Raw genomic sequence first — 24,835 nt, 5'->3', positions numbered from 1 at the left:
TGGTGGCCCACTCAGGCTGGGGTGCGGGAGTGCCAGTTGCGTCCGTGGTGGCCCACTCTGCCTGGACCGCGTCGGCGGGGAGTTCTTCCGTCGTGGCCCATTCGGGCTGCGCAGGGGTGGCTTCGCCAGTGGACGTGGCCCACTCGGTCTGGACCGCGTCGGCGGGGAGTTCCTCCGTCGCGGCCCACTCGGGCTGAGCGGTGGCGGGGGCTGCGTCACTCGTTGCTGCAGACCACTCGGTCTGGACTGCGTCGGCAGGGAGTTCTTCCGTCGCGGCCCACTCGGGCTGCGGAGCGGGAGTGCCGGTTGCGTCCGTGGTGGCCCACTCGGCCTGGACGGCGTCGGCGGGGAGTTCCTCCGCTGCGGCCCACTCGGGCTGAGCGGTGGCAACTGCTGCGTCGCTCGTGGTGGCGGACCATTCGGTCTGGACTGCGTCGGCGGGGAGTTCTTCCGTCGCGGCCCACTCAGGCTGAGCGGTGGCGGTGGCTGCGTCGCCGGTGGTGGCGGACCACTCGGTCTGGACCGCGTCGGCGGGGAGTTCCTCCGTCGCGGCCCACTCGGGCTGTGCCTCGGTCGTCGACCACTCCGACTGAGCGGCCTCGGGCGCGAGCTCCGTCGGCGCTGCCCATGCCTGCTCGGCATAGCCTTGCTCGGCCGTGGATGCGGCAGCCCACTCGGATTGGAGCTCGATGCCCTCGGAACTCGCCGGGGCGGAGTCCCCCGTGGACGCGTCGGAGGACACCCACTCGGGTTGCAGCTCGATGGGCGCGCCCTCTTCCGTTGCTCCGACATGCTCCGAAGCGAGGCTCGCGCTGCTCGCCAGGGGCTCCAGGTCACCCGACTGCGTGCCCCATTCGCCCTCGCCGGAGGCGTCGGCCGGAAGGTCCAGTCCTCGCTCATCCGAAGTCGAGAACTGTCCAGGATCGAGGAACTCGCCAGCACTCGCGAGAGGCACGGCCTCCTCGGGATTGCCACTCAGGTCGAATCCATCCTGCGAAGCCGCCGCACTGAGCGACGCCGCTGTCCCCGTGAAGTCGGTCGCCGCGTCGGTGTCGACCTCGATGGTGTCGGCCTGGAGATCGGGCCCGACCTGCACAGCGCGAAGCTCCAGTGAAGGCACCGTGTCCGTGCTGAAGGGCGACTCCACGGCAGACGAGGCTTCCGCCTCCACGCCAAGGTCCCCCACCTCGAAGGTAGGGGGCTCACCCTGAGCCGTCGTCTCCTCGAAGGAGGCGGCGCTCAATCCTTCCTCGGTGCTCACCGGCTCGGCGGAGAGGAAGTCCTCGGACGCTCCTTCGGTGCTCACATCGCCGCCATCGAGCGCAATCTCCTCGACGGCGGGCGAAGTGGCGACGTCGGAGTCTCCCTGTGCGCTCTCTACCGACGGCGAGGCGTCCCAGTTGCTGGAAGTCGCGTCGAGAGACAGCTCCCCGGCATGCGACTCCGGAGCCGTCGCCGCGAACTCCTCCGCCGAAGCGGGCTCGAGCATGTCGGACGCATCGAGCGAAATCTCCGCGCCAGCGGCATCGTGAGCCGCCGCCGTGGAATCCTCGGTGCCAGCCTCCCGCGGCGAGAAGGTGGACTCGCCCACGCCAGGGTCCTCGGAGGACTCGTAGGCCGAGTCGCTCAAGATGCCCGTGTCCTGGGCGGCGAAGCCCAGGTCCGCTCCCGCGTCGTGCGCGGCAGCGTCGCTCGCCGAAAGCTCCTCCGTCACATCGCTCGAGTCGAGCGACATGGGCTCGGCGTTCTCCATCGCCCCGACGTCGATGACGTCATTGGCGTCGGCGAGGTCCGTCGCGGACGACTCCATGGGGTCCACGGCCAGGGGCGCGGAGGCCCAGGCTTCGTCGAGGGACGAAGGGGACTGTTCCTCGGCCAGCATCGGCTCGCTGTCCGCCGTGGCGTCGAGCAGTTCGACCTCCGAGGAGGGAACCTCCACCTCGGACTCGGAGGCGGTGAGCGTCGTTTCCTCGGAAGGCTGTGCCGCGAGGAGCGTGGACGTCGAGGGCTCCTCGGCCGATTCGACCTCCAGGGAGAGGTCGGCGAAGGACGACTCGAGCGAGGTCTCCGGCTCACGTCGCGGAGCGGCCCGCTCCACCTGCGTGTCGAGCTCTCCGAAGTCCTCTTCCGCGGCCAGCTGTGATGCCTCGCTCGGCGCGACGTCCTGGTGGCTCAGCGGCGGCTGTCCGCTCTCGAGGTCGTCGGTGGCGTCCTCGAATGCGTCCGTGGTGGGCACATCCGTTTCCGAGACCTCCAGCACGTCCTCGAACGACGAGGCGTCGGACGTGGCCACGGTCGGCGCACCAGCAGGGGGCGTGGGACTCGGGGCCATCCACGGGGCCGGCTCACTCAGGGCGGGGATGTCGATGTCGTCCGCGCTGAGGGCCAGGTTCTCCGGCTCCGGGGCGGGAGGCGTGTAGGGGGCCTGGGCCGGCTGCTCGTAGCCCGCGTAGTAGGACTGCTGCGCGGGGTCGGTGGCCTGGGCCTCATGCGGCTCGGCGGCGGGCCAGCCCTGGTTCGGATCATGCCCCTGCTGCTGCGCGTAGGCCTGATTCGGATCGTAACCCTGCTGCTGCGCGTAACCCTGGTTCGGGTCGTAGCCCTGCTGTGCGTAACCCTGATTCGGGTCGTAGCCTTGCTGCTGCGCGTAGGCCTGATTCGGATCGTAGCCCTGCTGCGCGTAGGCCTGATTCGGATCGTAACCCTGCTGCTGCGCGTAGGCCTGATTCGGGTCGTAGGCCTGGTTCGGGTCGTAGCCCGGCTGCGCGTAACCCTGATTCGGATCGTAACCCTGGTTCGGGTCGTAGCCCTGGGCGGGGTAGGCGTACCACTGGCCGTCGGCGCCGTAGTAGCCCTGGGGCTGCTGCTCGTAGCCAGCGGGGTAGGCGTACCACTGGCCATCAGCGGCGTAGTAGCCCTGGGGCTGCTGCTCGTAGCCAGCGGGGTAGGCGTACCACTGGCCATCAGCGGCGTAGTAGCCCTGGGGCGCCGCCTCCTGCTGCTGCCAGGTGGAGGCGTCGGACGCGGGGGTGTCCTGGATGCCGAGGAGGCCACGCAGCTCTCCCCAGCGCGCCTCCTCCACGGGAGACAGGCTGCCCAGCTTCCGCTTCTCGTCGAGGAAGCGAAATTCTCTCATTGCTGCACGCGTGTCCGACATCCGTCACCTTGCTGCGGACGGCGGACTGCCCGGTTACCGTCGCAGCGCAAATGGGGGGGCTGCGAGTGTAGGAGACTCCCGGGGAGGGGTAAACCAAATGGACCAAGCTTGCCCGGCCGCTACCTCTGCCGGACGATCTTCTCGATCTCCGAATCGAGGTCTTCCAGGGTCATTCCGTAGTGGGTCTTCAGCGCCGCCTCGAAGGGCACCTGCCGCTTGCACACATCCCGGGTGAGGGTCAGCAGGCGGTGGGCGCCCTCCCGGCGCATCAGCTCCTGGACCGCCATTCCGGAGATGGCATACGCCATGGTCGCGCTGGGGGTGTTGATCGGGGAGACCTTCATCATCTGCTTGACGCTGATGAGGGACAGGGTTGGGTCGGCGAGCACCGTCCGCATCTGATCCACCATCTCCAGGTCGGGGCCCGGGACGTCCAGGTACTTCCACTCCACGAACATGGAAAGCCCCTCGTTGTACCAGAGGGGAAGGCGGACCATGTCGCCGTCGCCCCCTCCGCAGATGTCGGCGACCGTGGCATGGACGTACTCGTGGATGATCGTGGCCTTGGTCTCCTTCGTCAGCTCCTTGGCGTTGTTGATGGCGATGGCGTTCTCGAAATACTTCCCAGCCACGACCCTCGCCACGCGCGGACCGAAGGCCGTCGCGAACTCCTGGCCGGTGTAGAGCACGACGGACACGGGGGTCTCGCGTGCCTCGCCCAGGACGCCTCGGGTGAAGTGGTAGGCATCGCTGAGAATCTCGACGATGTGCCCCTCGTAGTCAGCACGTTGGCCGAAGTCGCGATCATTGTTGAAGTAGCTGATGACGAACCGGCTGTTGGAACGCACCCGCATGCCCCTGGCGTCCACCCCGGACTCGAAGCCGAGCTTGGGCCCCCGGAGGGTCATCCCCGGCCGCGTCTCCAGTGACACGACGGAGGCCTCCTCGCCCCCCATCGCGCTCGCGGGACGTGCCTGCCCGGGCTGAGGGGCGGAGCTTCCAAGGCGCCGGGAGATGCGCGTGGCCTCGGACCGGGCCGCGTCTTCCTGAAGTGTCTGCTGGCGGGCTTTCTGGAGCAGTCGTTTGGCCTCGGCCGACTCCTTCGCGCGGGGAGGCACCTTCTCGAACGCCGCCTGGGCGCCCACGAAGTCCTGCTCCTCCAGCAGCAGCTTGCCGAGCTCCAGCGGGAAGCTCCCGTCCTTGGGGAAGAGCGTCACGCCCTTCACCAGGGCGGACTCGGCCGCTGCCCGCTGCTCCGTCTTGCGCGCGGCGCTCGCCAGGCAGCGGATGGCCGGCGCGGACTCCTCGTACAGGATGGCGCGCTCTCCCATCGAGTACGCCATCACCGTGTCGTCCTTCATCAGCGCCTGGCAGCCCTTGACCAGCGCGCCGGAGACCGTGGCCCGCTGCTCCGCCGGAACCGCCTTCGCATCCCCTGACGCGAAGGCCAGATACAGCTCCTCCCAGGACTTCTGTCCGGAGAGTTCTTTCGCCTTCTGGGCGGGCGTTTGCGGCGTGGTGGCGAGCAGGAGCGCGACGAACAGGAAACGCATGTCCCCAGTATGGCCGAGCCCCGCCGCGTGCGCGCAAGACCCCAGCTACTTGCGGGCCACCTGCCAGCCCAGCTCCTCCAGGGCTTGCTCCAGCTCGCGGATGTGGGCCGGACCCGTCGTCTCCAGCGTCACCTCCACCATGGCCTCGCCCAGCCCCGCCTTCGAGAAGGCGCGCTCGTGGTGGAGGTCCACCACGTTGGCCCTCAGGTCGGCGATGCGCGAGGTCAGCCGCGCGAGCATCCCAGGCCTGTCCGGCAGCCGCACCTCGAGCTGGACCAGGCGTCCGGCCTTCACCAGTCCGCGCTCGATGATGCGGCTGATGACGTTCATGTCGATGTTGCCGCCGCTCAGGATGATGGCGGTGCGCTTGCCCTTGGCCTGGGGGACGCGGCCATTGAGCACCGCCGCCACGCCCACCGCGCCCGCGCCCTCCACCACGCTCTTCTCCTGCTCCAGCAGCGTGAGGATGGCGGCGGCGATCTCCTCCTCGTCCACCGACACCACCGCGTCCACGTACTTGCGCACCATGGGGAAGGTGAGCTCCCCCACCTTCTTCACGGCGATGCCATCCGCGATGGTGGTCCCCGCGGCGGGCAGCTCCACCAGCTTCCCGGCTTCAATCGACGCCTTCATGCTGTCGATGGTGGACGTCTGCACTCCCACCACGATGATGCCCGGCTTGCTCTCCTTCAGCGCGCACGCCACGCCGGAGATGAGCCCGCCTCCGCCAATGGGCACCAGCACCACCTCCACGTCAGGCCACTGCTCCAAGAGCTCCAGCCCCAGTGTCCCCTGGCCCGCGATGACATGCGCGTCATTGAACGGGTGCACGAAGACGAGCCCTTCCTCCTGCTGGATTCGCAGCGCTTCCGCGTAGGCCTCGTCGTAGTTGGAGCCCTTGAGCACCACGCGCGCGCCGTACTCATCCCGCGTGCGCGACACCTTGATGAGCGGCGTGCGCTCCGGCATGACGATGGTGGCCTTCACCCCCAACCGACGCGCGTGGTAGGCGACCCCCTGCGCGTGGTTGCCGGCCGACGCGGCGATGACTCCGCGCTTTCGCTCCTCCGGCGTCAGCGTCAGCAGCTTGTTGAGCGCGCCGCGTTCCTTGAAGGCGCCCGTGCGCTGGAGGTTCTCCAGCTTGAAGTACACCGCCGCGCACTCCGTCCGCTCGGTGAAGTAGTCCGAGGCGGGGCAGGGCGTGGGGCGGATGGCGTCGCGCAGACGCTCCCGCGCGGCGAGGATGTCCTGGAGGGTGACCATGAGCGTGCGCGTGTAGCGGAAGCGCGCCCCGGGCGGAAGGGACAGTCGGCACCGGAGCGCCCGCCCTCCCGGGTTGCCGCGATGCGGCAGGCTCGCCCGGCGGGAGGACGGACGGGCACGCCCGCGCGCGTCAGATGCCGCGCAGCACGGTGGCCTTGCCCACCCGGCCGATGGCGAGGATGTAGGCCGCCGTCCGCATGGAGACCTTTCGCGAGCGGGCAATCTGCGCCACGCGCTCGTAGGCCTCCTTCATCGTCTTCTCCAACTCCGCGTTGACGCGGTCCTCTTCCCAGGACAGGTGCTGGAGGTTCTGCACCCACTCGAAGTAGCTCACCGTGACGCCACCGGAGCTGGCGAGCACGTCCGGCACCACGAAGATGCCGCGCTTCTCGAAGATTTCGTCCGCTTCCGGCTGGGTGGGGCCGTTGGCGCCCTCGATGATGAGGCGCGCGCGCACCGCGTTCGCGTTGTCGCGGGTGAGCACGTGGCCGAGCGCCGCCGGGATGAGGACCTCGCAGTCCGCCCCGAGCACGTCCTCGTTGCTACACGCCGTGCCGCCACCGAAGCCCGTCACGGTGCCGGTGCGCTTGACGTGCTCGAAGAGGGAGGGGACGTCCAGGCCCTGCGGGTTGCGCACGCCGCCCAGCACGTCCGACACGGCGACCACCACGCCGCCGTCTTCCCACAACAGCTGAGCGGTGTGGCTGCCCACGTTGCCGAAGCCCTGAATCGCGAAGCGCGTGCCCTTCACCGGCAGGCCCAGGTCCCGGAGGATTTCGCGGCACACGTACAACAGGCCGCGCCCGGTGGCCGCCTCGCGGCCCTTGGAGCCGTAGAGCTCCAGCGGCTTGCCCGTGACGACGGCGGGCGAGTGGCCGTGGTAGCGCGAGTACTGGTCCATGATCCACGCCATCACCTGGGGGTTGGTGTTGACGTCGGGGGCGGGGATGTCACGCGTGGGGCCGATGACGTCCTGAATCTGGTCGACGAACTTGCGCGTCAGCCGCTCCAGCTCCTTGAGGCTCAGCTGGGAGGGGTCGCAGGCGATGCCGCCCTTGGCGCCGCCGTAGGGCACATTCACGACGGCCGTCTTCCACGTCATCAGCGACGCGAGCGACGCGGACTCGTCCTGGTCCAGGCCGGGGTGGTAGCGCAGGCCGCCCTTCATGGGGCCCCGGCTGTTGTCGTGCTGAATCCGGTAGCCCAGGAAGGTGCGAATCTCGCCGGAGTCCATCTCGATGGAGACCTGGACCTTCACCTCGCGCAGCGGCGTGGCGAGCAGCGTTTCGATGGGGGTGCCCACGTCCATGATCCGCGCGGCCTTGCGGAAGAAGTAGTTGGTACCCTCGACGGCGCTCATGTTTCGCAGTGCTCCTGGTGGCTGCGGTGGGTCCAACCGGTCCCGCCCCGCGCGAAAGACCTTAACAGAAGGGGTGCGCTACCATAGGAAACTGCCATGTCTCCCGGCCCTCCGGATGCTTCCACGGTGAACGGACACCTGCAGGGCCTGGCCCGGCGGATTCGCGCGCTGCGAGAGCGACGCGGCCTCACCCAGGAAGACTTCGCCGCCCGGTGTGGCATCTCCGTGTCCTTCGCGTCACTGCTGGAGCGCGGCGAGCGAGGCCCCAGCTACGAGACGCTCCTCCAGGTGGCCGTCGCGCTGGAGCTGCCCTTGTGGGAGCTGCTCCGGCTGGATGACGTGGACGACGCGGGAGCCCACCGGCTGGAGGGCTTCGCCCGGGCCCGCCGGCTGTCGCGACAGGACGTGGACCGGCTGCTGGAAGTGGCGGAGGTGATGTTCAGCGCGGGCCCCATGCCGTCGCGGCCCACCGGGCCCGAGCCCGCGCGCTGCGAGGAGCCCGAGTGCGAGCGGCCCGTGCTGGCCCGAGGCCTGTGCACCGCCCACTACCACCGGGCCCGACGCAGGAAGGCCGCGGAGCAGGAAGGCGCCTGACCCGAGAGGGGCGCATCCCCGAGTCATCTCGGAAGCGCCCAGGCCAGCAAGACGCCTGCTCCGAGTCCTGGCTCGCGGCGGCCCCGGGAAGCACGTGCCTCCCGGGGAACGCACCGGATTACTTCTTGCGAGCGCGCTCGACCTTCAGCGTGCGCTCACCGTGCTGCTTGCCGTGCGTGGTCTCGAACCCGGCGGCATCCTCATCCGCGACGAAGACGTACGCGTAGGTCGGGCGCAGGTCCATCCGCGCGACCTTGCCGGCCGGGGCGCCCGCGGCCTCGAGCGCGGCGGTGACGCCCGCCTCATCCAGCCCGTCCTGCCTGCCCAGGCCCACCCACAGGCGCACCTGGCCCGGCAGGTCCGGCAGCGCCTCGTGACGCGGACGACGCTCCTCGCGCGAGCCGCGCGGGCGGTGCCGCTCCAGCTTCAGCGGCTTGTCGCCATGCAGCTTGCCGTTGAGCGCCTCGAAGGCCGGAGCGTCCGCCTCGGCCACGTAGGCGTAGCCGTAGGTGGGGCGCAGCAGCGCCTTGAGCACCTTGCCGGCGGGCGCGCCCGCGGCCTCCAGCGCGGCGGGCAGCTTCGCCTCGTCCATGCCGTCATCCATGCCCAGGTTGGTCCACAGCTTCACCTCGCCGGGGCCCGCGTCCGGAGACGGGGGCGGACGGGTGCCGGGCTCGCGCTCGGTGCGCGGCTTGCTCTTCTCCACGCGCAGCGTCTTGGTGCCGTGCTGCTTGCCGTTGAGCGTCTCGAACCCCGGGGAGTCGTCCTCCGCGACGAAGACGTACGCGAAGGTGGGGCGCAGCTCCGCGCGCACCATCTTCCCCAGCGGCGCGCCGGCGTCTTCCAGGGCCGTGGCGATGCTGCCCGGCCCCAGGCCGTCCGCCGTTCCCAGGTTGACCCACAGCTTCACCTCGCCAGGGCCCGCCTCCAGCGCCGCGGCGCCTCGGCTCGCGCCCGGGTCTCTCTCCCGACGGGGCTCGTCACGACGCGGACGGCGCTCGCGGTCCGGGTGCTCCGGGCGGGCCATGGGCTTCTCGCCCCGCTCACGCCGCTCCTCGCGCTCGCGACGCTCACCGCCGCGCTCGCGCTTGTCGTCGCGCCCGCCGCGTCCTCGGCCCTCGCTCCGGCTCTCGCTCTTGCGCTCGGGGGCCGGCTCGCGGCGCTCGGTCTCCTGGGCGGCCTGGGCCTTCTCCATGCGCAGGTGGCTGAAGAAGTACTTGAGCAGGAAGGCGACCAGGTCGTCCGCGTTCGGCTTGTTCTTCAGCTGCGCGGCCAGGGGCAGGAAGCCCTCGAAGATGGAGGAGCCGGAGGCCTCCTGGATTTCGCGCACGTGGCGCTCCGTCCACAGACGCATCGCCTCTTCGGGCGCGGGCATCTCCTGCTTCTCGAACTTGATGCCGTACTTCTTCTCCAGCACGGTGTACGTCGCCAGCTCGCGCCCGGAGAAGAGGTTGATGGCGGTGCCCTTGTTGCCGATGCGGCCGGTGCGGCCGACGCGGTGCAGGTACACGGCCGGGTCCTCGGGCAGCGAGTAGTTGATGACGTACTCGAGGCCGGAGATGTCGATGCCGCGCGCCGCGATGTCCGTGGCGACCATGAAGGCGACCTCGCCGCGCTTCACCTTGCCCATCACCCGCTCGCGCTCCTTCTGCGGCAGGTCTCCGTTGAGCAGCTCCGCGTCGAAGCCGTTGCGGTTGAGCACCGCGGTCACCAGCGCCGTGTCATCCCGCGTGTTGCAGAAGATGATGGCGTTGGGCGGCTCCTCCTTCTCCAGGATGTAGATGAGGTTGCGCGGCTTGGGGAAGGCGTCCGACACGTCGTAGCGGACGTGGTGGATGTGCTCCACCGTGAAGACGTCGCCGGACAACAGCAGCGTCTCCGCGTTCGTCGTGTACCGGGCGATGAGGTTCTGGATGTCCGTGGGGACGGTGGCGCTGAAGAGCAGCACCTGACGCGCCTTCGGAAGACGGTCGAGGATGCGGGTGACTTCCTCGTAGAAGCCCTGGTTGAGCATCTCGTCGGCTTCGTCCAGCACCGCGTGGTCGCAACCGTCCAGCTTCAGGTTGCCCCGGTTGATGTGGTCGAACACCCGGCCCGGCGTGCCGACGATGATGGGCGTGCCCTCCTCGAACGCGTCCTCCTGCTGCTTCATGGAGGCGCCGCCGTAGATGGCCGCCACCTTCACGCCCTTGTTCTTGCCCAGGGACCGCAGCTCGTCCGCCACCTGCATCGCCAACTCGCGCGTGGGGCAGAGGATGAGGGCGCGCACGCGCTTCTCGTCCGCGGGAATCTTCTCCAGCAACGGCAGGCCGAACGCGGCCGTCTTACCAGTGCCAGTCTTGCTGCGGACAATCAGGTCCTTGCCCTCCATCACCGGCCGGAACGCCCGGGCCTGGACAGGGGTGGGATGGGTGTAGCCGCGCTCCGCCAGCGCGCGGCGGAGGGGCTCTGACAGGTTCATTTCGTCGAAGCCGATGTCCGCGATGTATTCGGCGGGACGGGTCGGGGCTTCTTCGGTGGCCGGGCTGCCCGGCGCGGTGGGCTCTTGGATGTCGCTCATCAAGCAGGGGCATAGCTCCTGCATTACCCTCTGGCAACAATCGCGGCACTTTGGGGTATGGAGCGCCCATGGCGAGTGGAGGGAAAAGAACCAAAGGAACGACTTCCCGGCCCCGAGCGAAGCGGGCGGCGGGCAGCGCGCCCGCCCAGGCGGAGGTCGTCGAGGCGGAGGTGGAGGAGCCAGGGGCCCAGACAGCGTCGGACCCGGATTCCTTGGAGCCGGACGTGGCCGAGCTGGTTGACGCGGAGCCCGAGGTGGAGGTGGTCAGGCCCGTGCCCTCCCGGGCCCTCGTCAAGTCGAGCGAATCAGCGCTCTCCAACCGGGACCCCCTCCAGGCCTACATGACGGAGGTGCAGCGCCACCCCCTGCTGACGCGCGAGGAGGAGCTGGAGCTGTCGCGCCACTACCGCGACACGGGCGATGTGCGCACCGCCTACCGGCTGGTGGCCTCCAACCTGCGGCTCGTGGTGAAGCTGGCCCACGAGTACCACCGCAACCCGCTTTCCCTGTTGGACCTGGTCCAGGAGGGGAACATCGGGTTGATGCAGGCGGTGAAGAAGTACGACCCGGAGCGGGGCGTGAAGCTGAGCAGCTACGCGGCCTGGTGGATTCGGGCGTACATCCTTCGCTACATCATGGACAACTGGAAGATGGTGAAGCTGGGGACGACGGAGGCCCAGCGGAAGCTCTTCTTCAAGCTGCGCCAGGAGCAGGACAAGCTCGTCGCCCAGGGCTTCGAGGCCAGCCCCAAGCTGTTGGCGGAGCGGCTCAACGTCACCGAGCAGGACGTGGTGGAGATGGACCAGCGGCTCGGCCACGACGAGCTTTCCATCGACGCGCCGCTGGGCGGGGACGACGAGGGCTCCCGAGGCACCCGCGCGGACCGCTACCTGCCGTCGGGCGCCATCCCCGCCGACGAGCGACTGGGCGCCGAGCAGCTCAAGGCCCTCTTCCGCGAGAAGCTCGCCGAGTTCTCCCGCACGCTGGAGGGCAAGGAGCGCTTCATCTTCGAGAACCGCCTCACCTCCGACGAGCCGCTGACGCTCCAGGACATCGGCGACAAGTACGGCGTCAGCCGGGAGCGCGCGCGGCAGATAGAGGCGGCGCTCATCCAGCGGATGCGCGAGTTCATGCGTGAACACATCCCCGACTTCGACCTGGTGGCGTCGCCCAAGGCTTGAGGGGGCGGGAGCGCGCGGCGAGGGCGGGGAGCGCTATGCTGCCCGCTGTCGTCACCGCTTCCTCCTGGGGGTTCTCCATGGGCCGCATCTTCCGCGCCTCGGGCGTGTGTCTCGTCGTCGCCGCGTTGCTGACGCTTGTGGGTTGTGCTGGCTCGCTTCGGCAGAACTACCTGCGCGACAAGGCGGCGGACCATGTCTACCGACGGCCGCTGCCGGACTTCTGGCCCGACGTGAAGGCGCTGCTCAAGGAGCAGGGCTACTCGTGGAAGGAGATGCCGGGCCGCTTCGTGCTGGAGACGGAGTGGCGCGACTCCGGAGGCGGCACCCTGGGGCCCACCTCCTCCTCGCGCTTCCTCGTCGAGGGCCTCACGCTCAATTCCGGGGGCGCCATCCTCCGGGTGATGCGGGGCAACCGGGTGGCCCAGAACATTGGCGTGGGCAACGTGGACCAGCGAATCGCCACCGGCGGCTCGCAGCGCGCCCAGGAGGAGCAGGCCCAGGCCCGCCTCGACTCCACCACCAGCGGCGTGCTGCCCACCCAGCAGAACTACGCGCGCGACTTGGAGCTGGAGCTGATGTTGCTCCAGCGAATCGACCCGGCGTCGGCCGCGAAGCTGGAGGCGGACGCGGTGAGCGCCCACCCCTGAGTCTCGCGGCGGCGTGGCGTCACTTCTTCCAGGGCCGGGAGATGACGCAGGCGTTGATGCCGCCCACGCCCATGGACAGCTTGCCCGCGCAGCCGGCGGGCGCCGCGACGGCCTCGTCGAACACGAAGCGGCCGTGGACGCGCGAAATCTGCTGGTTGAGTTCCTTGGGCTTCAGCGGCGTGGGGAACACCTGCCCGCGCCCGTAGCCCAGGTACTGCGCCGTCAGCTCCCAGCCGCCGCCCGCGGACATGCCGTGGCCGAACGTGCCCTTGCGCGCGGTGATGAGCACCGACGCGGGCAGCACGTCCCGCAGGTTCTGCACCTCCAGGTAGTCACCCGGGGTGGCGGTGGCGTGCAAGTCCCAGCTCCCCACGTCGTCGGCCGAACATCCCGCGGCGGCCAGCGCCTCGCGGATGGCCAGGGTGGGGCCTTCCTTGGACGGGGTGATGATGTGGTCCGCGTCCGCGGTGACGCCCACGGAGACGGGCTCCATGCCCAGTGGCTTGAAGCCCTTGGACGTGAAGTAGTCGTAGTCGCCCAGCACCCAGACCACCGCGCCTCCCGCGATGTGCGTGCCGCGCAGCGCGGTGAGGGGCTTGGAGATGGCGGCGTCGGCGGAGATGACGCGGGCGTTGTAGAAGCCGCCCACGACGAGCGGGTTGGGCGCCGCGTCCGTCATGCCCATGACCACGGCCTTCGCCTCGCCCAGCTGGAGCGAGTTCATGGCCAGCTTCAGGCCATAGCCGAAGGACGAGCACGCGGCGACGGGAGCGAACGTCATGCCGGTGATTTGACCCAGCATCGAAATCTGCGAGGCGGGCGTGTTGTGGATGTTCCACAGCACGTTGGAGGAGACGGCGTTCCAGGGCGGCTCCGGCGCGCTCCACTTCTTCTGCAGCCGGGCGTTGCGGGTGCGCTTCTCCTTGATGACGGCAAGCTTCGCGGACTCCACGTCGGCGCCGTCCGGCACGCCGATGGCCTCGATGTCGCGCAGCTCCGCCAGGTACTCGCGCAGCTCCGTGGACAGGGCCGTCCAGAAGTGCCACCACGCGTCCTCGGCCTCGTCGCGGATGCCTTCTTCCACCGACGACGGCTCCGGCGGCAGGCCCGCCAAAGGCTCGCGCGTCTCCAGCCACTTGCGCATCACCGCGTTGCGCTCCGGCGCGGACCAGAAGCGGTCCCACCGGCGCTGGGCGCGGTACAGGTCCAACGAGATGGACTGGATGGTGGGCAGGTCGCCCAGGCCCGTGCCCACGTAGACGTGCGCGCGGGGCCCCAGGGCCTGCAGCTCCTGCTCCAGGCCGGGGTTCTGCGACAGCGACTGGATGAACGCGCCGATGGCGAACTGCGTCGGCTGCCCCATCTTCCGCTCCAGCTGCGAGAAGCGGTTGGCCGGGAAGCGCTCGTCAATCCAGGGCTTGTAGTCGGCCAGCTCGAACTCCGGCGTGCCGACGAGGAAGTTGTCCGGCCCGAAGCCGTTGAAAGGGGACAGCCAGCTTTCGGAGGACGTGAGGTTCCTCTCGAACGCCTCGATGTTCCTGGACCGGGGGGCGACGACGCCCCAGCCGAAGATGCCAACTCTGCGCACGGTGTGACTTTCCTTGGCCGCTACTCAGGGGGCGAGCGGCTCGATCTTCAGATTGTCGAAGTGGACCCGGCTCTTCCAGCCGGAGAAGCCGAAGTACTGATTGCGCGTCCCTTCCAGGGGCGAGGGGTCCTGGAGGGTGAGGAACGGCTGCCCGTCCAGCTCCCAGGAGAGGGTGCCTGCGCGTCGGGTCAGCTTGAAGTGGTGGCGCTTGCCGGGCACCACGGAGGCCCCGTCGCGCGTCACCCGGTCCGGCGTGTGCTCGCTGCGTCGGGCGATGGCCGACTGCGTGTTGCGCCAGCCGCCGAAGATGAACACGTAGCCCGTCGCCGTGTACTGCAGGCGCAGGTCTCCGGCGTAGAAGGAGCGACCGTCACCCCACGCCTCGATCTTGATGTCGCCGTCCGGGCTGTCCGTCCACGCGTCGAACTCAATCGTCGCGTCGCGGGGGATGGGCCGCTTGAGCCACACGGGGCGGTTGTGGACCATCTCCACCACCAGCGCGCCGTCCACCAGCTTCGTGGCGGAGGGGTTGGTGACGTTCCACGCGTCTCCCAGCGTGTCGCGGTTGAAGTCGTCCGCGTACGGGCCCGGAGGAATCACCGGCGCGGGGGGCGCGACGCGGGCGGGCATCCGGTCCGGCGAGTCCACGCGCAGGTTGTCGTAGAAAATCTGCGACTCGAAGCCGGACAGGCCCAGGCGGTCATGGCCCTTGCCCTTGAGGGGACGCGGGTCGTCGAACTCCAGGAAGGCTTCTCCGTCGATGCTCCAGCGGATGAGCGTGCCTCGGCGCTCGATGCGCCAGTGGTACGTGCGGCCGGCCTGCACCGGCGTGCCGCGCGCTTCCACGCGGACGCGGGTGTCGTCCTTGAACACGGAGGCGATGTCCGCGGCGTCCGTCTTCGCGCCGTCGTCCGCCTTGTCACCCTGGGCTCCGGCCTTGCGCGCCGCGCGGCGCTTGAGCGCGTCGATGTTGGGCGCGCCCATGTCCAGCCGGGCCAGCACGGACATCGAGTTGTTGAACCCGCCCTGCACCAGGACGTACCCGGAGCTGGGGTCCACGCCGTTGCCGAAGACCTCCACCCGGATGTCACCCTCGGGCAACTCCGAGCGCACGTCGAACTCGATGGCCACGTCGTCCGGCAGCGGCGCCTGGAGCCACAGCGGGTTGTTCTTCACGCCCGGTGCCAGGAGCTCGCCCTGAATCACCCGCCAGTAGCCACCCACGGAGAAGAAGTCCCGCTTCACCACGCCCGGGTCCGCGAAGTCCTGGGTGTAGGGCACTGTCGCCGTCACGTCCGCGTCTCCGCGGAACAGGGCGTAGTGGATGAGGGGGAACTGGATGACGAGGACCAGCGCGGCGAGCACGGCCCAGCCCCGGCGCGACATCCCTTCCGGCTTCACCCACGCGGTGCTCGCGGTGGGCTCCTGCCGGGGGGCGGGCTCCGAGGGGGACTCCTGCTTCTTCTCCGACTCCTTGCGCCTGACCTGGCCCATCAATCCTTCGGGGGTTTTCCGGGGGGAAAGGCGGCGGAATGTACGCGCCACGACGCTGGAGGTAAAGCGCGGCCGGCGCCCGTCGGAGGTCGGCTACTTGACCCCCCAACGTTTCTCGAGCGCCCGCTGCTCCGCCTGCCGCAGCTTGGCGCGCTCCTTTTCCCCGCGTTGTTTGTCGGCTTCTTCAGGGGAGGGGCGCATGGCGAGCTGGTACACGGCGCCCGCAACGGCGAACAGGCCGGCGGCGACGATGACGCCCCAGGGCCTGCTGGCCACGGCGGCCACCAGCCCGCCGAACTGGTGCAGCGCCGCCAGCGCGCCGATGACGAGCACCCAGCCGCCCACCGCGGAGGCCACCAGCGCGCTGACCACCCGGTGCAGCAGCGCGCCGACGAGCCCGCCGATGATGAACCCCGGCGCGAAGCCGAGCAGGAAGTCCTGCGGCCCGGCGATCTGCCCGGCCAACAGCCCCAGCGGCACGCCCAGGCCCACGAAGGTGATGGCGGGCGGGAAGAGGAAGCCCAGCGCCAGGAGCACGGCCGCGACGATGGAGGGCGCCCGCGGGTCCAGGTCCGGCAGGCCCAGCTTCGCGGTGACGGCGCCCGTCCACACCAGCCCCAGGAGCGCGCCGATGGGCCCGGCCAGCACCCGGAACACCCGGGGGCCTCCGCCCACCAGCAGCAGCGTCACCCCGGCGACACAGCAGACGATGCCCGCCCACATGGGGAGCAGGCGGTAGATGCCGACCCAGCCCGACGGGTTGAGCTCCTGATAGGCCTTGAGGGCCTGGAGGAGGCCTTCCATGGCTCCAACTCCTTGCATTGCGGCGCACCCGACGTTTGCCCCCAGGGGGCACGAGGGCGCCGACGATGTAGCTTAAGCGTAGCGGGTCAAGGCCAATAGCAGCAGGACGACGAAGACGGCGGCGGCGAGCAGGGCGAAGCCAAAGAGGGCCTTGGGGGTGGAGGTGCGGCGCAGCAGTTCCTCCGCCTCGGCCCGGTCCTCGGGGGTGGGACTGCCCGCCAGCAGACGCTCGGCCTCGCGTCGCGCGCCGGCGACGTCGCCTGCCTCCTTGCGAGCCCAGGCCGCCCGGACCTCGGGAGAGCCGGGCTGCTCGGGCGTCTGTCCGCCTTTTGCCATGGGCCCGCTCTATACCGGGGAATGCGAGTACCCGTCGACGGTATATAGATGCGCTCTATGTCCGTGCGGCGTCTGACCCGTCGAAACCTCCTGCTCGGCTCCGCCGCGCTCGCTCCGTTGCTGGCGGGGCGTGCGCACGCGTTCGGCGAGAAGAACCGCTTCATCCCCGCGGTGGCGAAACACGGCGGCCGTTGGGATGCGCGGCTGTCCGGCCTGCGGCGAATCGCGTGGGAACTCCAGCGCCGCACGTCCGTGGAGGTGGTGCCGGACGCGCGCCCCTTCGCGCTGAGCAGTCCGGACCTCTTCGAGTACCCCTTCCTCTACTTCGGCGGTGACGGGGCCTTCCCTCCGCTCAACGAGGCGGAGGTCTCCAACCTGCGGCGCTACCTGACGTACGGCGGCTTCATGCTCGCGGACGCCAACGACGGCAGCGACGGGGACGGGTTCGACGCCAGCTTCCGTCGTGAGATGGCGCGGGTGCTGCCGCAGAACCCGCTCGCGGAGGTGCCCTCGGGACACGTGGTGTTCAAGTCCTTCTTCCTGCTGGACGCGGCGCCGGGCCGGCTGCTCAACAAGCCGCAGATGATGGCGGCCAGCCTGGGCAAGCGCGCGGCGGTGCTCTACTCGCAGAACGACGTGGCCGGGGCGTGGAGCCGCAACGAGTCCGGGGACTACGAGTTCGACGTGAGCCCCGGCGGCGAGCCGCAGCGGGAGCTGGCGGTGCGGCTGGGCATCAACGTCTGCATGTACGCCCTCTGCCTGGACTACAAGGACGACGCCGTCCACCTGCAGCTCATCCTCAACAAGCGGCGCTGAAGCACCGGCCCTACGCCAAGAGCCTGGATGAATTCCCCCACCTTCAACGCCTGGAAGCTCGTCAGCCTCTCTCCCCTGCCTTCGTGGGCGCTGGTGTTCCTCGCGCTCGGGTTGCTCCTGGGAGTCGCGCTGGCCGCCTGGGGCGTGCGCCGCGAGCCCTCGCGTGGACGTCGCGTCCTCTTGTGGGCGCTGCGCGTGGGCGCGGGCGTGGCCGCGCTCTTCTTCCTGCTGGAGCCCGGCATCCGGCATCTCCAGGTGGCGCGGATGAAGAACCGCGTCGCGGTGCTGGTGGACCGCTCCGCGTCCATGGGTTTCCCCTCGGAGCCCGGAGGCCCCACGCGCGCCGCGGAGGTGGCCACCTTCCTGGAGAAGGCCTCGCCGGCGCTCGCGGGACTCCAGGACCGCTTCACGGTGGAGATGTACGGGTTCGACCCGGAGCTGGCGCCGGTGACGCCCGCGTCGCTGGCCAAGGAGCCGCCTCGCGCGGGCACCACGGACCTGCTGGCCGCGCTGCGTGCGGCGGCGGGCGCGGGGCAGGGCGCACGCAAGCTGTCCGGCGTGCTGCTGTTCAGCGACGGCGCGGACAACACGGAGTTGAAGTCGGGCGTGGTGGGCCGGGCGCGCGCGGCGCTGGCGGACCTGGGCGTGCCAGTCTCCACCTTCACCGTGGGCCAGGAGGCACTGAAGGACCTTTCGATTGAAGGCCTGAAGGTGGATGACTTCGCCTTCGTGCGCAACTCGCTCACCGTGGAGGCGGAGATTCACGGCCGCGGCTTCCGGGGCCGGGAGATTCCCATTGTCCTCAGCCAGGAGGGCAAGACGGTGGCGACCAAGACGGTGCGCCTGGAGACCAACGACGACGTGAAGCCGGTGTCCTTCACCTTCACGCCGGACCAGACGGGGCGCTTCGTCTACACGGTGACGGTGCCCACCTTCCCGGACGAGGCGGTGACGGAGAACAACAGCCGCTCCTTCACGCTGAAGGTCATCCGGGACCGCGTGCGCGTGCTGCTGGTGGTGGGCCGGCCGTCCTGGGACGAGCGCTACCTGCGCGGCCTGTTGAAGCAGGACGCCAACGTGGACCTCATCTCGTTCTACATCCTGCGCACGCTGTCGGATGACCCGGGCGTGGCGAACGAGCGCGAGCTGTCCCTCATCCCGTTCCCCATGGAGGAGATTTTCGACACGAAGCTGGACACCTTCGACGTCGTCATCTTCCAGAACTTCGGCCACGCGGACCCGACGCTCTCCATCGCCGAGTACGAGCGCAACCTGGAGCGCTACATCCACAACGGCGGCGCCTTCGTGATGATTGGCGGCGACAGCGTGCTGGGCGAGGGCCGCGCCACCATGCCCACGCTGATGGAAGCCTTGCCCGTGGCCGCCGCGGGCCCCGCCAACGTGGAGCCCTTCACCGCGCGACTGACGCCGGAGGGCCTGCGCCACCCGGTGACGGCCATTGGCACGGGTGCGTCCAGCACCGAGGCCGCGTGGGGAGAGCTGCCGCCGATTCCGGGCGCCAACCTGACGTATGCGCGCCCTGGCGCCACCGTGTTGCTGGAGCATCCGCATCTCACCGCGAATGGGAAGAACGCGCCGCTCGTCGCCGTCTGGGACTATGGCCGGGGCCGAGCGCTCGTCATGGCCACGGATGCGTCGTGGTACTGGGCCTTCGCCGCGCACCGGGATGGCTCGCCCAGCCGCGCGTATGACCGCTTCTGGGGCAACGCGCTGCGGTGGCTGGTGAGGGACCCGGACCTGACGACGCTGAAGGTGACAGCGGACCCGCCGTCGGTGGAGCCGGGGCGTCCGGTGGCCGTGGTGGTGCAGGCGCGCAGCTCCGACTACCAGCCCGCGCAGGACGCGCAGGTGCGCGTGGAGCTGTTCTCGGTGGCGACGCAGAAGCCGGTGGCGGTGCAGACGGGCGCCACGGGGCCGGACGGCGTGGTGCGGCTGGAGTTCGCGCCGCCGGAGCCGGGGCCGTACAAGCTGCTCGCGACGGCGAAGAAGGGCGAGACGGACCTGGGCAAGGGCGAGGACGCGGTGGCGGTGCGCGCCGTGGGGCCGGAGCTGTCGGACGCCTCCGTGCGGCCGGAGTTGATGGAGCAGATCGCCAAGGTGACGGGCGGCAAGGCGTACAAGCTGCCGCAGGACGGGCTGCCGGACATGCCGCTGTTGGACCCTCCCGTGGTGGAGGTGGGGCGCGCGAAGGACCAGCCGCTGTGGGACCGCTGGTACTACCTCGTCGCGCTCATCGGGCTGCTCGGCGCGGAGTGGTTCGCGCGGCGCCGCTTCGGTTACGTCTAGGGGGCGCTGGGGCGCGTCCACGAGGTGGGGTAGACAGGGGCTTTACGACCCGCACCCCATCTCGGAGTCCTCGTGCGTCACGTCCTCGCGCTCCTGCTCGTCTTCCTTCCGCTGTCCCCGACGTTCGCCCAGTCGCTGCCCCCGGACCTGGACGCCACGATTCAGAAGGCGATGAAGACCTTCGACGTGCCGGGCGTGGCCCTGGCCGTGGTGAAGGACGGCAAGGTGGTGCTGTCCAAGGGCTATGGCGTGCGCAGGCTGGGTGACGCTGCGCCGGTGACGGCGGACACGCTGTTCGGCATCGCCTCCAACAGCAAGGCCTTCACGGCGGCGGCGCTGGCGATGCTCGTCGACGAAGGCAAGCTCCAGTGGGACGACCGCGTCGTCGACCACCTGCCGTCGTTCCAGATGTTCGACCCGTACGTCACCCGCGAGCTGACGGTGCGGGATTTGCTCGTCCACCGCAGCGGGCTGGGGCTCGGCGCGGGAGACCTGCTTTACTTCCCGCAGTCCACCTTCACGGAGGACGAGATTGTCTCCAAGCTGCGGCACATCCGCCCGGCGACGAGTTTTCGCAGCCGCTACAACTACGACAACATCCTCTACCTCGTGGCCGGCAAGGTCATCGAGAAGGTGAGCGGCCGGCACTGGCGGGACTTCGTGCGCGAGCGCATCTTCACGCCGGTGGGCATGCGCGACAGCAGCACGCTGTCGAAGGCGCTGCGCGTGGGCAGCAACATCGCGACGCCGCACGCGAAGGCGGATGGCGTGCTCAAGACCATCCCCGCCATGGGCTTCGACAACAACGCGCCCGCGGCGGCCATCAACTCCAGCGTCAACGACTTGTCGAAGTGGATGCTGACGCAGCTGGCCCGGGGTGTGATTCCCGGCACCGAGGGCAAGAAGCGGCTGTTCAGCGAGGGCCAGTCCCGCGAGATGTGGGCCGCGCAGACGGTGATGACCGTCACCGAGCCCTCCAAGCCCCTGGCGGCGCTGCGCGCGAACTTCGCCGCGTATGGACTGGGTTGGTCGCTGCGGGACTACCGGGGCTACAAGCTGGTGGGCCACGGTGGCGCGCTGCCGGGCTACTACTCACGGGTGATGTTGGTGCCGGAGCTGGGGCTGGGCATCGCCGTGCTGACGAACCAGGAGGAGCGCGGCACGATTGAGGTCCCGGTGTGGACGGTGCTGGATGCGTTCATGGGCGCGCCCGCGACGGACTGGGTCGCCGCGTTCAAGGCGGATGACGACGCGAAGAAGGCGAAGGCGGAGGGACAGGTCGCCAGCCTCAAGGAGGGCAGGAAGACCGAGAGCAAGCCGTCGCTGCCGCTCGAGGCCTACGCGGGGAAGTTCCGCGACGCGTGGTACGGCGACGTGACGCTGACGCGCGAGGCGCAGAAGCTGGTGCTGCGCTTCAGCAGGACGCCCGGCCTCGTCGGCGAGCTGGAGCACTGGCAATACGACACCTTCGTCGCGCGCTGGAAGGACCGCTCGCTCAACGCCGATGCCTTCGTGTCCTTCTCGCTGAAGCCGGATGGCACGGTGGGCGAGATGCGGATGCAGCCTGTCTCGCCGCTCACCGACTTCAGCTTCGACTTCCAGGACCTGCTCTTCACGCCCGTGAAGGAGGCCCCGAGCGCCGTCGCGCTGCCGGTGCACTGAGGTCGGGAGCTGCCCGCCTGGCCGAGATGCCAGGCGGGGCCTCCTCGCGGACGACGCGTTACGGCTGCTGCTTCTCCACCACGCCGCACGCGATGCGGCCGCCGGCATCACCCGTCGGGTCCGTCTGGTAGTCGTCTTCCTTGGTGTGGACGACGACCGCGGAGCCGTCCTTGTCGAACAGCGACTTCACGGTGAGCCCGTTCTGGGAGAACGTGTCGAACTGCACCTTGCCGTCCTGGCCCACGTGGAGGTTGGGCAGGTCGCCCACGTGCTTGCCCTTCGGCGACATCATCCCGTGCGCCTTCTTCGTCGGGTTGAAGTGGCCGCCCGCCGTCTTGAAGTCCGGCGCCTCGCACTTGCCCATCTCGTGGATGTGGAAGGCATGCTGACCCGGAGGCAGGTCATGCAGCGTGCCCTTGATGACCACGCCCTGCTTGGTCTGCTCGAAGGTGACCTCGCCCACGTCCTTGCCCTGCGCGTCCTTCACCGGCGCCTTCGCCGTCTCACCCGGCGGAATCACCTTCTTCGCGGGTGCGGGAGCGGGAGTCTCCTGCGCGGGCGCGGCGGGCGGCGGGGCCGCGGGGGCCTGGGCCAGCACGGGAGCAGCGGCGGTGAGAACGGTGGCGGTGAGCAGCGCGCGAATCTTCATGAAGTAGGTCCTTCCTTCAGAGGGGAAATCAGCTCGGCGAAGGTGGACACTAGCGGTTGTTTCCGCACCCCGCTGGGAAACCGTGCGGGCGGGCAGACGCCCCGCCACACACAGGCTCACTCCTGGCCTGGAGGCGGCACCAGCAACGGCACCGGCACCACGCGCGACGCCCCGAAGGCCGGAGCCCAGACGCGCTGCACGTCGGGTCCATTGAGGAAGCGCACGATGGCCTGGAAGGCGGGCAGGGGACCGCCCAACGTCTCCGCCCACTCCAGCCCCCTGGGCGACAGGTTGGGCACCAGGGGACCCAGCTCCTCCGCGGACGTGGAGGAGCGGGTGACGCGCAGCCCCTCGTCCCTCAGTCGCTTGGGGACGTACAGGGGCGCGAACCGCGCGTGCCGGTGGTCATGGACGCAGCCCTCTTCCTCCAGCAGCGCGGCGGACAGGGGCAGCTCGCGCACGTTGAAGAGGAGCTTCACCGCGCCCACGTGAGGGTCATACGGGCCGCGCAGCCGGTGGTCTCCCCGGGGAATCAGGCGCCGGTCCAGGTAGCAGAACGCGCGAGTCTCCGGTGGCAGCGTGCCCCGGTGCCGGGCCCCTCCGTACCGGTAGAAGGGCCGCAGGTGCTTCGCGTCCACCTCCAGCGGCGTGCCCACCTTGAGCGCGCGCAGCTTCGGCAGCAGCTCCTCCGACAGCCCATGCACCCGCGCGAACTCCGGCAACTCCTCCAGGGGCGACGCGGCGAAGGCGCGGATGCGCGCCAACAGGCGCTCCGGGTCCGCGTCCACCAGCAGCTCGTCGAAGCGCGTCTTCACCCCGGGCAGGCTCACCGGCACCAACGTGGTGAGGGCCTCGCCTTCCGCGCTCCACCGTGCATCCAAGGCGCTGGCCTCCGGCGTGGTAGGTGCCAGGCGCCACTCGGGCGCCTCCGGCGTGAAGTGCTGCCATTCGCCACGGCGCTCGAAGCGCGGCGGGTCCACGTGGCCCGGAAGCGAGGACCACACGGTGATGCACGTGCGCACCTGCGTGCCGGCGAAGGCGCCAGGGCCCAGGTCCACCACCTCGCGCAGCGTGAGCATGCGCAGCAGCGACTGGCGCAGCGGCGCGTAGAGGAAGGCGTCCAGCAAGCTCGCCGGGGTGATGAAGGCGAGCACGCCGGGCCGCGTGGAGAGCCGGTGCGCGGCGACCAGGAGGAAGAAGGCGAAGTCGTCCCGCAGGCTGGTGCCCGGTGGGAGCGCCAGCGGGAGCAGGGCGCGCAGCTTCGCGTAGGCGCTCGGGTCCTTCAGGACGGGCGAGGTGCCGTTGTAGGGCGGGTTGCCCACCCACAGCTCGCGATGCTCCGGAGGCGTCGTCGCGAGCATGGGCTCCATCCCACCTCGCAGCGTGTCGCCTTCGCGCACGTCGGCTTCCGGGACCCGGGCCTGACAGAGTCTGGCCACGGCGGGGTCCAACTCCAGCCCGCACAGCCGTGCTCCAGGCCAGAGCTTCGAGGCCGCCGACAAGAAGGCTCCTGCCCCACAGGCGGGGTCCACCACCGTGAGGGGTCCAGCTCCCAGGTGCGCCATCGCGAGCGATAGCGTGCGTTCCACCAGGGGCGCGGGCGTGAAGAACGCCCCCACCGCCTTGCGGTCCAGCCCGGGGAACTGGTGGACGAGCTTTTCTTCGTCGACGTCCAGCATCCTGTTCGCGGCGCGTGGCATCGAGGACTCATCCTAGCCAGCACTGACGCGGAGGGTGATCCATCCAAAGCTTTGCAAACGCACTCAAAGCCCACGATGTGATGTCCCAATCAATTCACATGCCCGGAAGTCTGAGATTCGCGGCCCCGCAATGCGTGACGCAAGCCCGCACCGCCCTCACGGCGGGTTGTGCGCAAGTCGCCAGCCTACCCAGGTTGCCTCGACATTCCGCGAAACGCGCCCATTCCCACCAGCATCGCCCCGACGAAGAGCAGCACCGTCGTGCCTCCCACCGGGAGCGACACGAGGGCGGGGCCGGGGCAATAGCCTGACAAGCCCCACCCGATGCCAAAGAGCGCCGAGCCCGCGACGAGGCGGCCGTCCACGTCGGCTTGTGGCGGAGCAGGGAATCGGTCCGCGAGCACGGGCCGCGCCCGTCGCAGGATGAGCCGGCGGAGCAGCGCGTAGGTGCCCAGCGCACCGGCCATGACGAAGGCGAGGCTCGGGTTCCAGCTTCCCGCCACATCGAGGAAACCCACCACCTTCGCCGGGTCCGTCATTCCCCCCAGCCCCAGCCCCAGCGCGAAGAGCAGCCCCGCCACTCCCGCCATGAGCGCGGCCTTCACGAAACACCTCCCAGTACATGTCGGGAGATGAAGACGGCGATGGCGCCCGTCGCCATGAACGTCAGGGTGGCCACGAGTGAGCGCTTGGAGCCTCGGGCGAGGCCACAGACGCCGTGGCCGCTGGTGCAACCGCCGCCCAGCTGGGTGCCGAAGCCCACCAGGAGCCCGGCGACGAGCGTCGCGCCCACGCTGGTGAGGACCGGGGGACCGAGCGACTCCGGGCGGAAGGTCGCCAGCAGCACGCCCCCCACCGCGAGCCCGCCGAGGAAGGACGCGCGCCAGCCCCGGTCGGCCGGCGCGGCGGACAGGAGTCCTCCGGTGATTCCGCTGATGCCCGCGATGCGGCCGTTGAAGAGCAGGAGGAGGGCCGCGCTGAGTCCGATGAGGACGCCCCCCAGGAGGGGAAGGAGGACCGCATTCATGGTGAGTGCACCTGACGAGAAGAGAGAAGTCCGAGGAGCGAGGGTGACACGCCCCGTCCTGTCGGTGAGAGTCGCGTGGGCGGAAAAAGGATTCAGGGCCCGGTGTTGTTCGTGTCGGATGCGGTGGGCCACGCTCG

Annotated in this window: 18 protein-coding genes and 1 pseudogene; 6 read left to right on the top strand and 13 right to left on the bottom strand. The window is 69.7% G+C overall.

Features of this window, described 5'->3' with window-relative positions; all coding sequences use genetic code 11:
- The 4 genes and pseudogenes from HUA76_RS44620 to HUA76_RS44605 form a co-directional block, all read right to left on the bottom strand.
- Positions 1-3,136: pseudogene (locus tag HUA76_RS44620) on the bottom strand (hypothetical protein); the annotation flags it as partial.
- 140 nt (positions 3,137-3,276) lie between these two features.
- Positions 3,277-4,710 carry a peptidase MA family metallohydrolase gene (locus HUA76_RS44615; protein ID WP_174464411.1) on the bottom strand — a complete coding sequence of 478 codons (1,434 nt, stop codon included), beginning with the start codon at positions 4,708-4,710 and terminating at the stop codon, positions 3,277-3,279.
- A gap of 45 nt (positions 4,711-4,755) precedes the next feature.
- A complete protein-coding gene (gene ilvA / locus HUA76_RS44610) occupies positions 4,756-5,973 on the bottom strand; it encodes a threonine ammonia-lyase (RefSeq protein WP_174464410.1) in 1,218 nt (405 codons plus the stop codon).
- A gap of 130 nt (positions 5,974-6,103) precedes the next feature.
- Positions 6,104-7,333, bottom strand: a complete 1,230-nt coding sequence (locus tag HUA76_RS44605; protein WP_141640722.1) for a Glu/Leu/Phe/Val dehydrogenase — start codon at positions 7,331-7,333, stop codon at positions 6,104-6,106.
- A gap of 96 nt (positions 7,334-7,429) precedes the next feature.
- Here HUA76_RS44605 and HUA76_RS44600 point away from each other — a divergent pair, with 96 nt between their 5' ends.
- Positions 7,430-7,927 carry a helix-turn-helix domain-containing protein gene (locus HUA76_RS44600; RefSeq protein WP_174464409.1) on the top strand — a complete coding sequence of 166 codons (498 nt, stop codon included), beginning with the start codon at positions 7,430-7,432 and terminating at the stop codon, positions 7,925-7,927.
- A 118-nt stretch (positions 7,928-8,045) separates the two neighbouring features.
- Here the strand turns inward: HUA76_RS44600 and HUA76_RS44595 are convergent, their stop codons facing one another.
- Entirely contained in the window at positions 8,046-10,487 is a 2,442-nt protein-coding gene (locus HUA76_RS44595) for a DEAD/DEAH box helicase (protein WP_174464408.1), read from the bottom strand.
- Between the two features lie 68 nt (positions 10,488-10,555).
- On the opposite strand from HUA76_RS44595, the gene HUA76_RS44590 reads away from it, so the two are divergent.
- On the top strand, positions 10,556-11,668 hold the full coding sequence (locus tag HUA76_RS44590; RefSeq protein WP_141640719.1) for an RNA polymerase factor sigma-32: 1,113 nt from the start codon (positions 10,556-10,558) through the stop codon (positions 11,666-11,668).
- Between the two features lie 77 nt (positions 11,669-11,745).
- The gene (locus HUA76_RS44585; RefSeq protein WP_141640718.1) at positions 11,746-12,315 is read left to right on the top strand and encodes a hypothetical protein; all 570 of its coding nucleotides are present in this window, start codon (positions 11,746-11,748) and stop codon (positions 12,313-12,315) included.
- 19 nt (positions 12,316-12,334) lie between these two features.
- On the opposite strand, the gene HUA76_RS44580 is transcribed toward HUA76_RS44585, so the two are convergent.
- The 4 genes from HUA76_RS44580 to HUA76_RS44565 all read right to left on the bottom strand — a co-directional run bounded on the left by HUA76_RS44580 (position 12,335) and on the right by HUA76_RS44565 (position 16,537).
- Positions 12,335-13,903 (bottom strand): beta-ketoacyl synthase N-terminal-like domain-containing protein, encoded by a 1,569-nt coding sequence (locus HUA76_RS44580; protein ID WP_174464407.1) that lies wholly within the window; start codon positions 13,901-13,903, stop codon positions 12,335-12,337.
- 24 nt (positions 13,904-13,927) lie between these two features.
- Entirely contained in the window at positions 13,928-15,397 is a 1,470-nt protein-coding gene (locus HUA76_RS44575; protein WP_174464406.1) for a hypothetical protein, read from the bottom strand.
- Between the two features lie 93 nt (positions 15,398-15,490).
- The gene (locus HUA76_RS44570; protein ID WP_174452940.1) at positions 15,491-16,201 is read right to left on the bottom strand and encodes a hypothetical protein; all 711 of its coding nucleotides are present in this window, start codon (positions 16,199-16,201) and stop codon (positions 15,491-15,493) included.
- 72 nt (positions 16,202-16,273) lie between these two features.
- Positions 16,274-16,537: a molecular chaperone DnaJ gene (locus HUA76_RS44565; RefSeq protein ID WP_174452941.1), complete on the bottom strand. Its 264-nt coding sequence runs from the start codon at positions 16,535-16,537 to the stop codon at positions 16,274-16,276.
- A 57-nt stretch (positions 16,538-16,594) separates the two neighbouring features.
- Between HUA76_RS44565 and HUA76_RS44560 the strand changes: the two genes are divergently transcribed.
- From HUA76_RS44560 to HUA76_RS44550, 3 genes are all read left to right on the top strand, one after another.
- Positions 16,595-17,353, top strand: coding sequence for a DUF4159 domain-containing protein (locus HUA76_RS44560; protein WP_141640713.1), 759 nt, complete (start codon positions 16,595-16,597; stop codon positions 17,351-17,353).
- A gap of 27 nt (positions 17,354-17,380) precedes the next feature.
- Entirely contained in the window at positions 17,381-19,660 is a 2,280-nt protein-coding gene (locus tag HUA76_RS44555; RefSeq protein WP_141640712.1) for a glutamine amidotransferase, read from the top strand.
- A gap of 72 nt (positions 19,661-19,732) precedes the next feature.
- Complete coding sequence (locus tag HUA76_RS44550) at positions 19,733-21,322, top strand: serine hydrolase (protein WP_174464405.1); 1,590 nt, start codon at positions 19,733-19,735, stop codon at positions 21,320-21,322.
- A 58-nt stretch (positions 21,323-21,380) separates the two neighbouring features.
- On the opposite strand, the gene HUA76_RS44545 is transcribed toward HUA76_RS44550, so the two are convergent.
- The 4 genes from HUA76_RS44545 to HUA76_RS44530 form a co-directional block, all read right to left on the bottom strand.
- The gene (locus HUA76_RS44545; RefSeq protein WP_174464404.1) at positions 21,381-21,971 is read right to left on the bottom strand and encodes a superoxide dismutase family protein; all 591 of its coding nucleotides are present in this window, start codon (positions 21,969-21,971) and stop codon (positions 21,381-21,383) included.
- Between the two features lie 116 nt (positions 21,972-22,087).
- A complete protein-coding gene (locus tag HUA76_RS44540) occupies positions 22,088-23,671 on the bottom strand; it encodes a class I SAM-dependent DNA methyltransferase (protein ID WP_174452943.1) in 1,584 nt (527 codons plus the stop codon).
- 185 nt (positions 23,672-23,856) lie between these two features.
- The gene (locus tag HUA76_RS44535) at positions 23,857-24,276 is read right to left on the bottom strand and encodes a DUF6691 family protein (RefSeq protein ID WP_371745501.1); all 420 of its coding nucleotides are present in this window, start codon (positions 24,274-24,276) and stop codon (positions 23,857-23,859) included.
- Positions 24,273-24,830, bottom strand: coding sequence for a YeeE/YedE family protein (locus tag HUA76_RS44530; RefSeq protein ID WP_371823626.1), 558 nt, complete (start codon positions 24,828-24,830; stop codon positions 24,273-24,275). Before HUA76_RS44530 ends, HUA76_RS44535 begins: the two co-directional genes overlap by 4 nt.
- Between the last annotated feature and the right edge of the window lie 5 nt (positions 24,831-24,835).

This window comes from Myxococcus sp. CA056 (assembly GCF_013336715.1).
GTDB classification, from domain to species: Bacteria; Myxococcota; Myxococcia; order Myxococcales; family Myxococcaceae; genus Myxococcus; species Myxococcus llanfairpwllgwyngyllgogerychwyrndrobwllllantysiliogogogochensis.
Note: the sequence above shows the minus strand (reverse complement) of the source record. Positions and strands in the feature narration are given on the sequence as shown.

Coding starts and splice junctions, on each gene's coding strand:
- HUA76_RS44565 (WP_174452941.1), bottom strand. CDS start 16,537: ATGGCAAAAGGCGGACAGACGCCCGAGCAGCCCGGCTCTCCCGAGGTC.
- HUA76_RS44600 (WP_174464409.1), top strand. CDS start 7,430: ATGTCTCCCGGCCCTCCGGATGCTTCCACGGTGAACGGACACCTGCAG.
- HUA76_RS44545 (WP_174464404.1), bottom strand. CDS start 21,971: ATGAAGATTCGCGCGCTGCTCACCGCCACCGTTCTCACCGCCGCTGCT.
- HUA76_RS44585 (WP_141640718.1), top strand. CDS start 11,746: ATGGGCCGCATCTTCCGCGCCTCGGGCGTGTGTCTCGTCGTCGCCGCG.
- HUA76_RS44560 (WP_141640713.1), top strand. CDS start 16,595: ATGTCCGTGCGGCGTCTGACCCGTCGAAACCTCCTGCTCGGCTCCGCC.
- HUA76_RS44575 (WP_174464406.1), bottom strand. CDS start 15,397: ATGGGCCAGGTCAGGCGCAAGGAGTCGGAGAAGAAGCAGGAGTCCCCC.
- HUA76_RS44540 (WP_174452943.1), bottom strand. CDS start 23,671: ATGCCACGCGCCGCGAACAGGATGCTGGACGTCGACGAAGAAAAGCTC.
- ilvA (WP_174464410.1), bottom strand. CDS start 5,973: ATGGTCACCCTCCAGGACATCCTCGCCGCGCGGGAGCGTCTGCGCGAC.
- HUA76_RS44605 (WP_141640722.1), bottom strand. CDS start 7,333: ATGAGCGCCGTCGAGGGTACCAACTACTTCTTCCGCAAGGCCGCGCGG.
- HUA76_RS44595 (WP_174464408.1), bottom strand. CDS start 10,487: ATGAGCGACATCCAAGAGCCCACCGCGCCGGGCAGCCCGGCCACCGAA.
- HUA76_RS44615 (WP_174464411.1), bottom strand. CDS start 4,710: ATGCGTTTCCTGTTCGTCGCGCTCCTGCTCGCCACCACGCCGCAAACG.
- HUA76_RS44590 (WP_141640719.1), top strand. CDS start 10,556: ATGGCGAGTGGAGGGAAAAGAACCAAAGGAACGACTTCCCGGCCCCGA.
- HUA76_RS44570 (WP_174452940.1), bottom strand. CDS start 16,201: ATGGAAGGCCTCCTCCAGGCCCTCAAGGCCTATCAGGAGCTCAACCCG.
- HUA76_RS44555 (WP_141640712.1), top strand. CDS start 17,381: ATGAATTCCCCCACCTTCAACGCCTGGAAGCTCGTCAGCCTCTCTCCC.